This window comes from Streptomyces sp. NPDC026515, from assembly GCF_055567595.1.
This window is the reverse complement of record NZ_JBVHQD010000032.1, coordinates 61,148-68,695: the sequence shown is the minus strand read 5'-3', so window position 1 is coordinate 68,695 and position 7,548 is coordinate 61,148. Positions and strand designations below refer to the sequence as shown.

At 66.9% G+C, this 7,548-nt stretch carries 6 protein-coding genes and 2 pseudogenes; 4 read left to right on the top strand and 4 right to left on the bottom strand.

Features of this window, described 5'->3' with window-relative positions:
• The first annotated feature begins 583 nt into the window (after positions 1 to 583).
• Positions 584 to 2,986 (top strand): SpoIIE family protein phosphatase, encoded by a 2,403-nt coding sequence (locus ACZ4O3_RS40895; protein WP_467727380.1) that lies wholly within the window; start codon positions 584 to 586, stop codon positions 2,984 to 2,986.
• 70 nt (positions 2,987 to 3,056) lie between these two features.
• Here ACZ4O3_RS40895 and ACZ4O3_RS40890 read toward each other — a convergent pair.
• Positions 3,057 to 3,891: pseudogene (locus ACZ4O3_RS40890) on the bottom strand (DDE-type integrase/transposase/recombinase); the annotation flags it as partial.
• Positions 3,892 to 4,092: 201 nt separating this feature from the next.
• On the opposite strand from ACZ4O3_RS40890, the gene ACZ4O3_RS40885 reads away from it, so the two are divergent.
• The gene (locus tag ACZ4O3_RS40885) at positions 4,093 to 5,250 is read left to right on the top strand and encodes a PP2C family protein-serine/threonine phosphatase (RefSeq protein WP_467727378.1); all 1,158 of its coding nucleotides are present in this window, start codon (positions 4,093 to 4,095) and stop codon (positions 5,248 to 5,250) included.
• On the opposite strand, the gene ACZ4O3_RS40880 is transcribed toward ACZ4O3_RS40885, so the two are convergent.
• The 3 genes and pseudogenes from ACZ4O3_RS40880 to ACZ4O3_RS40870 form a co-directional block, all read right to left on the bottom strand.
• The gene (locus tag ACZ4O3_RS40880; protein ID WP_467727376.1) at positions 5,162 to 5,734 is read right to left on the bottom strand and encodes a hypothetical protein; all 573 of its coding nucleotides are present in this window, start codon (positions 5,732 to 5,734) and stop codon (positions 5,162 to 5,164) included. The genes ACZ4O3_RS40885 and ACZ4O3_RS40880 overlap by 89 nt on opposite strands.
• Positions 5,734 to 5,988 (bottom strand): annotated as a pseudogene (locus tag ACZ4O3_RS40875) (recombinase family protein); the annotation flags it as partial. The pseudogene ACZ4O3_RS40875 and the gene ACZ4O3_RS40880, both read right to left, overlap by 1 nt.
• 21 nt (positions 5,989 to 6,009) lie before the next feature.
• A complete protein-coding gene (locus tag ACZ4O3_RS40870) occupies positions 6,010 to 6,267 on the bottom strand; it encodes a hypothetical protein (RefSeq protein WP_467727375.1) in 258 nt (85 codons plus the stop codon).
• A gap of 8 nt (positions 6,268 to 6,275) precedes the next feature.
• On the opposite strand from ACZ4O3_RS40870, the gene ACZ4O3_RS40865 reads away from it, so the two are divergent.
• Entirely contained in the window at positions 6,276 to 6,527 is a 252-nt protein-coding gene (locus tag ACZ4O3_RS40865) for a hypothetical protein (RefSeq protein WP_467727373.1), read from the top strand.
• A 13-nt stretch (positions 6,528 to 6,540) separates the two neighbouring features.
• Positions 6,541 to 7,506: a prolyl aminopeptidase gene (pip, locus tag ACZ4O3_RS40860; RefSeq protein WP_467727372.1), complete on the top strand. Its 966-nt coding sequence runs from the start codon at positions 6,541 to 6,543 to the stop codon at positions 7,504 to 7,506.
• Positions 7,507 to 7,548 lie beyond the last annotated feature (42 nt).

Sequence of the window (7,548 nt, the reverse complement as noted above, 5' to 3'; positions counted from 1 at the left end):
GTCGAGCGCATGCTGGGCGCTCCCTGGCCGAGCTGATCACGACGCCATAAAAGGCAACATGATGAAACGTGTGAGTCGCTCTCGCGGCGGGCGTCACGGCCCTGTTCCAGAGCGCTCCCGGCATTCGGGTGGCCGGGATGGCTGCATATTGTCCGCAGAACTGGCCTGGGAATCTGTCATAGAAATTGACCATATTCGGGCGCCGCCCTTGCGTAGCGTTGCAGGCGTGAGCACAAACGAAACGAACAGAAGTCTGAGGGCCTCCCCAAGCACACGCGCTGATTGAGCGCACCCAGGCCCCGGCAGCGTCCGGCCGAAGCACGTCTGACGGGCCGAGACCACCGCCGCAGCCACCGTCGGGAGCGGTGTGAACGGACTGCTGGCCACCGTACCTGGTAGCTCGATCACTCCTGCTCTGGATTTGTCCATCCACCAGACAGCCGAGCAGTCGGGGGGACCACATCGCCGGGGGACATGGAAGGGAGAAGCCGTGGGCAGTTCAGCAGAGACAGCAGTCTCCGAGGCTCAGACGGCCATCGAGAGAGTCGACCCAGCGATAGCTCTCCTGGACGAGCAGGGGACGGTGGTCGGATGGTCGCAGGCCGCTCAGCGGCTCGTGGGCTATTCGGCCATGGAGGTGGTGGGGCGGCCCGCCGGTGTTCTGTTGGTGGCCGCTGACGACCGAACAAGGGCTTCACAAGCCGCAGGAGAGAGCACCCTCCGGGGCTGCTGGTCCGGACTTTCGCAGGTGCGCCACCGCGACGGCCGCAGCATCGACGTGTGCCTGTGCGTGTCATCGTTGTCCGGGCATGACGGCCGGGACTGGTGGGTGGTCTGCGCGGCCGACAGGGCCTCGCTTCCCACATGGCCAGCCAAGGCCACGGCGGCGGAGCCGCTCCACGCTAGGCTGACTCTGCCGAGGCCGAGCCGCCTGCCGATCGGCTTCGTCATACGGGACACGCACCTTCGCTGCATCCAGGTGAACGACACCCAGGGTTCCAAGGACGGCATCCCGCTCCACAAGCGGCTGGGCCGCAGGCTGACGGAAGCGGCGCCCGGGGCGAAGGCCGAAACGCTGGAGGCAGTGATGCACCAGGTGCTGGAGAGCGGTGACCCGGCGATCAACGTGGACTACCGTGCCTTCCGGCCAGCCAATGTGCGAAGCAACCGGATGTTGACAGCGTCCTACGTCCGCCTCGACGACGGGCAGGGGCACGCGCTGGGCGTGTGCGTCGTGAGCGTGGACGTCACCGACAGCCGGCGCGCGCGAGAGCGTCTGGCAATCCTCGGCGAGGCCATCAGGCGCATCGGCACCACTTTGGATGTCATGCAGACCGGGCAGGAACTGGCCGACCTGGCCGTGCCGTTCCTCGCGGACTACGCCACCGTCGATCTGGCGGAGTCGGTCCCACTCGGCGAGGAGCCCTTGGCCCATCTCAGCCCACAGGGCGGGCGGATCCCCGTCTTCCGCCGTGCGGGCCTGGCCTCGATCCACCCAGGAACGCCGGAGTCCCTGTTCGCTCGCGGAGAGCCGGTCTTCGTTCCGCCCACCTCGCCCTTCACCGGCGTCCTGCGCTCCGGACTATCCCACTTCGAGCCCACACTGGACGCATCCCCCGGCACATGGCTGGATCACCACGACGCGGCGCGGGCGCAGAAGCTCCGCGAGCACGCCATGCACTCGTTGATGGTCGTTCCGATCAAGGCCCGGGGCGTAATGCTGGGTGTGGCGGTCTTCGTGCGGACGAAGGACGCCAGGCCGTTCGAGGAGGACGACCTGCTCTTGGCCGAGGAACTCGTCAGCTGGGCAGCGCTGGCCTTGGACAACGCCCGCCAATACGTGCGCGAACGCTCCGCGGCTCTCGCCCTGCAGCGGTTGCTGCTCCCCCACCGCCCCGCAGGCGGCTCTGCCGCTGATGTGGCCTGGCGCTACCTGCCGGCCGACAGCCACCACGGCATCGGGGGTGACTGGTTCGACGTGATCCCCCTCTCCGGCGCCCGCGTCGCCCTGGTCGTCGGCGACGCGGTCGGACACGGCATCAACGCGGCGGCGAAGATGGGACAACTCCGCACCGCCATGCGCACCCTCGCCGACATGGACTTGCCTCCCGACGAAGTACTGTCCCGCCTCGACGAGCAGGTCATCCGCCTCACCGAGGCGGAAGCCGAGCCCCGGCACCAGGCCACCACCGCGATGGCCGCCACGTGCCTGTACGCCGTCTACGACCCGGTCACCCGCACCTGCACCATGGCACGGGCCGGCCATCCCCTGCCCGCAATCATCGACCCTTCCGGCCACGTCACCTTCCCCGACCTGCCCACCGGAGCACCGCTCGGCCTCGGACTGGTCCCCTTCGAGTCCGTAACTTGGGAACTTGCCGAAGGAAGCGTGCTCGCCCTCTACACCGACGGTCTCATCGAGGTCCGCGACCAAGACATCAGCGCCGGCATGAACCGCTTGCGCGCGGCCCTCGCACGGCCCGACCTCACACTGGACGATCTGTGCTCTTCCGCAGTGGACACACTGCGGGCCAAGCCGCCGGGCGACGATGTCACCCTGCTCCTCGCACGGACCCGCTCGCTGAACGCAGACCAGGTCGCCTCTTGGCAGTTCCCCAGCGACCCCGCCATCGTCAGCCGTGCCCGAACTCTCGCTACCCGGCAGCTCACTCAGTGGGGACTAGAACAGCTAGCCGAGTCCACGGAGCTGATCGTCAGCGAACTGGTCACCAACGCCATCATCCACGGCAGCAGCGACTGCAACGGCGACCGCACGATCGGCCTACGCCTCATCCGACACGAGATGCTGACCTGCGAAGTCTCCGACGCCAGCAACAGCCACCCGCTTGCGCGGCACGCCCGCACCACCGACGATCACGGCCGCGGCCTCTTCCTCGTCACTCAACTGTCCCGCCGATGGGGAACCCGCCACACCTCGGACGGCAAAATCATATGGGCTGATCAAAAACTGCCAACCGGTGCGTGAAACCACTTACTTGTCCAGCTCAAACGCTTGGAGTCCGGTGAGGTTGATCCCCGGGAGTGGACACCGGGTCTCATGCGACAAGTGACAGCGTACGTGACGTGATCAATTGCTGTTCGAACTCGGCTGATGTGAGGTAGCCGAGCGCGGAGTGCCGACGGCGCCGGTCGCAGTACGACAGCCAGCGGAACACAGCTCCAGCCGGGTCTGTGCCTTCAAGGTCCAGCGGCGGCCATGGAGCAATTCGCGCTTGAGACCCTGGAAGAACGACTCGGCGAGGGCATTGTCATAGCTTGAGCCGACCCGGCCCATGCTGCGCTGGAAGCCGTGCCGGCGGCAGACCTCGGCGAAGGCAGCCGCGCTGTATTGGCCGAGTTCCACTGCTCGTTGCAACACCGGGCTGTTGCAGTGAGCGTAGTTGCTCGGCCAAGACCTCGGCGGGGTCTTCCAACCGAGGATCTTGCGGGTCGGGGCACCCCTGTCGGTGGGGAAAACGACGCCGTGGACCCGGCCGCCGCGGGTGGCCACAGCCCCTTCGATCGCGTCGGTGACCAAGGAAGTGCGCATCTGGTCGGCCGTCGACCAGCCCACCGCCCTTCTCCAGCAGATGTCGATCACCGTGGCGAGACAGAACCATGTCGTGCCGAGGCTGTGTAGGTAATGTCGCCGCACCACCCGCTGTTCAGCCTGCCCGCGGTGAAGTCGCGCATCACCAGCTCCGGCGCGGGCGGCGCGGTCCTGTCCGCGATCGTCGTCCGCTTCATCTTGCGTAGGTGTCGCCCGATGATGTGGTTGATCCGCATCAGCCGGGTGACGCGCCTGCGGTTGATCCTGCGTCCTAACGCACGCAGTTCGGCATGGACGCGCGGGGCGCCGTAAGCGCCCTGATGTTCGGCGGGGCTGCCGCGCCCTCATGGCGCCGTACTCCTGGCATCGTCGGCAGCCATCACTTGAAAAGTGATCACGCCAAATGCATCCGTATGGAGCATATGGCCAGAATCCTCTGTTGCGCCCGGCGGAAGCTGTCGCGGATCGCAGAGCCCTCGGCGCCCGCCGACCGACCGGTGCCCGAAGGGGCAACCTGGTGACGACTGAAAAAGTGAAACATTATGCGCGCATATGACATCTTGGGAGAGTGTCTCCCTGAGCAGCATCCGAAGCGCGGACTGCTGTTGATCGCACTCGCGCTGATCTTGATCATTACCGCTGTGGACATAGGTGTCGGCACCGACATCCATCTGGGCCCGCTTCTGATCATCGCACCAGCTCTGAGCGCCTACTGTGCCGGTCCGTGGGTGACCGCCGTGATCAGTGTCCTCGCGGAGGCCGCTCTATTGATCATCTCTCTGTTCCACGGCCGGCTGACCGCGGCCAACCATGTGGCGCAGCTCCTCGCCCTGGGCGTGCTGTCAGCTCTGATGGTCTTCATCTCCGGTGTGCACGAGCGCCGGAGCCGAGAACTGGGCCAGGTGCGGTTGGTGGCCGACACGACCCAGCGGATTTTGCTGCGGCCCCCACCCCGCCGGACTGGTTCACTGCGGGTGGCCTGGCTGTATCTGGCCGCGGAGGAAGAGGCCCTGATCGGGGGCGACCTTCTGGCTGTCGCCCGCGCCGACTGTCCCTGCACACGCGTGCTCATCGGCGACGTTCGAGGCCATAGCCTGGCCTCCGCCGGAGAAGCCTCGCTGGCAACGAACGCGTTCCGCGAGGGTGCCCACCGTTGCTCCTCCCTGCCCGAACTCGTCACCGCTGTCGAGGACAGCGTCTGCCGGAACCTTGAGGAGGTCGCCGACACCGCGCACGACCCCGGTGAACACTTCATCACGGCCATCTTCCTCGACATCCCCGACGGCGGGTCACACGCCAAGATGATCAACTGCGGCCATCCGCCACCCCTGCTGATTCGTGGCGATCAGCAGGTGACTGCCCTTCACTCCCGCCGGCAGACACCCCCGCTGGGCCTGTGCGCACTCGCAGCGAGGAACGACCGCACCGACAGCTTCTCCTTCGAAACCGGCGACATGCTGCTGCTCTACACCGACGGCGTGATCGAGGCCAGCTCACCGACCGGGGACTTCTACCCGCTCGCCGAACGCGTAGCTTCGTTCCGCGCGTCGACCCCCGACACCCTGCTGCACCACATCCACCAGGACCTGCTCGCACACACCGGCGAACAACTCACCGACGACGCCGCTCTGCTCCTTCTCGAACGCGTCCCATCGCGCACTCACCACCGACGGTCTCGGGCCGGCGCTCAAGGCGTTTGAGCTGGTGGGGTACGACCGCGCGGACCGCGGATCCGCTGATCAGCAGGCCAGGCCTGCCACCACGAGGGGTGGGGGAGGAACCAGGCTGCTTAGCTGTCTGCCAGCCGTACAAGGGCCCGATGTGCAAGCTCAGCCACCAGCCGCAAGTTAGCGGGGTGATCAAGTAATCACCGTCGTGGCGGCCTTCTCGTCGTGCTCGCGCAGCATCCGCATGGGTGGCTGGTGAAGTGTGCTGCCCCTTCTTCGTGCCGGTGGTGATGACGAGGCGCTTGGCGATGTCGCGCGGGCTCATCTCCTGGTCGCGCAGCTGGAGGGCCATGAACAGAATGTCTTCGTCGGTGACGCCCGCGCCGCCGATGGTCTTGCCGCGCTTGCGGGCGGACTCCTGGCTTTCGAGGGTGCGGTCGCGGATGCACTCGCGTTCCATGCCGGACAAGGCCGCCAGTACGGTGAACACGGTCCCGGAGGGGTCGTGCGAGCCCATCAGCTCCCCGGGGAGGACCCCAGGCCGACGTCGCTGGCCTTGAGACGAGCATGGAAGAGTTCGATGCCGCGGCCAAGCCGCTTGTGCTCGTGGACGACGAGGGTCACGGCGACGCCGGAGGGACGGATCTCGCCGGCGTACTTCACGGCGACCTCCAGCTCGGGGCGCCGGGTGGGGCGGGTGGAGATCTTCTCCGAGAAGACCTGGGTCACCCCGGCCTCGGCGAGTGAGTCGAGTTGCGCGTCCAGGGACTGCCGAGCGGTTGAGGCCCATGCCTAGCCGAGGCGGACGTGTCCGACCGGTTCGGCCCCGACGCGGATACACTTTCGCCAGGTCAGCGGTGTGGCGGCGAGCCAGGCCAGGTCATCGGCGGGGGTTCGGCCCTCCATCTGGCAGAGCAGCCCGTCAGCACCGAGGGCGTCGACGAAGCCGGTGCGCCACCGGTCCCGCACCGGGTGCCACTTGCCGCTGTCGGGGTCCTGCTCCCACTTCGTCTTGCCCCGTCGGGTCTCGTCGATGCCCAGCACACTCACCTCGGGCAGTGACCCAGAAGCTCAACCGGTACGGCATCCCGGTTCGCACCGTCCGCAACGCGGCGCTGGCCGCACTCGCTGCTGATCTCCCCAGCCCGATCCTCGCCGACCTGACCGGGATGCACCGCCACACCGCACTCCGCTGGTCGCCTCCGCCCGACGCGACTGGCCCGATCACGTCGCCGCGCGAGCCGAGGACAAACCAGGAGACGTCGTTCCAGCCGTCGACTAGTCTCGGGAGGTTGTTCTTCACGTCTTGAGGAGGAGACCATCTTGGCCCAGCCGTTCCCGCCCATCGAACCGTACGCGCACGGTCTCCTCGATGTCGGCGACGGAAACCGGATCTACTGGGAGACCAGCGGGAATCCCAACGGAAAGGCGGCTCTGTGCGTGCACGGCGGGCCCGGCAGCGGGGGGCGCCGTGGCAGCCGCAAGATGTTCGATCCCGAGGTCTACCGGATCGTCCTGTTCGATCAGCGCGGCTGCGGCGAGAGCCGACCTCACGCCTCCGACCGGTCCGTCAGCCTCGATCACAACACCACCGACCACCTCATCGAGGATATGGAGCGGCTACGCGAGCACTTGGGCATCCAGCGATGGCTCCTCTACGGCGGCTCCTGGGGTTCAACACTGATCCTCGCCTACGCTGAGCGCTATCCCGAGCGAGTCTCCGAGGTTGTCATCGTCGGCGTCACCATGACCCGGCCGGAGGAGACCGACTGGCTCTACCACGGCGTCGGACGTCTGCTGCCAGGCCCCTGGGAGACATTCCGCGACGCACTTCCGGAGGCGGACCGGAGCGGCAATCTCGTGGCCGCCTACAACCACCTGCTGAACAGCCCTGATAAGGCTGTCAGGGTGAAGGCGGCACGGGACTGGTGTGCTTGGGAGGACGCTGTCATCGCCCACGAGGTGCTTGGTCATCCGGGCGCCTACAGCGACAAGACTGACAACGCACTGATGGCATTCGTTCGGATCTGTGCGCACTACTTCGCGAACGATGCCTGGCTTGAAGATGGACAACTGCTCCGTGACGCACATCGGCTGGCCGGTATCCCAGCACTGCTGATCCACGGCCGACTCGACCTCGGCAGCCCACTGAAGACCGCGTGGGAGTTGTCCAGAGCATGGCCGGATGCGGAGCTGCAAGTGATCGACGACTCCGGCCACACAGGCAGTCCCGCGATGCAGGACGCGGTCCGGGAGGCGATCGCGCGGTTCGGCAGGAGCGGACGCTGATCGGCATCGCTGCGCCGTGCTCTGTCGCCCCACGAGAGCGTC

What these genes read in the sequence shown, in the direction of transcription:
- ACZ4O3_RS40885 (WP_467727378.1), top strand. Translation starts at nt 4,093, where the DNA reads ATGCGCGCATATGACATCTTGGGAGAGTGTCTCCCTGAGCAGCATCCG.
- ACZ4O3_RS40880 (WP_467727376.1), bottom strand. Translation starts at nt 5,734, where the DNA reads ATGGGCTCGCACGACCCCTCCGGGACCGTGTTCACCGTACTGGCGGCC.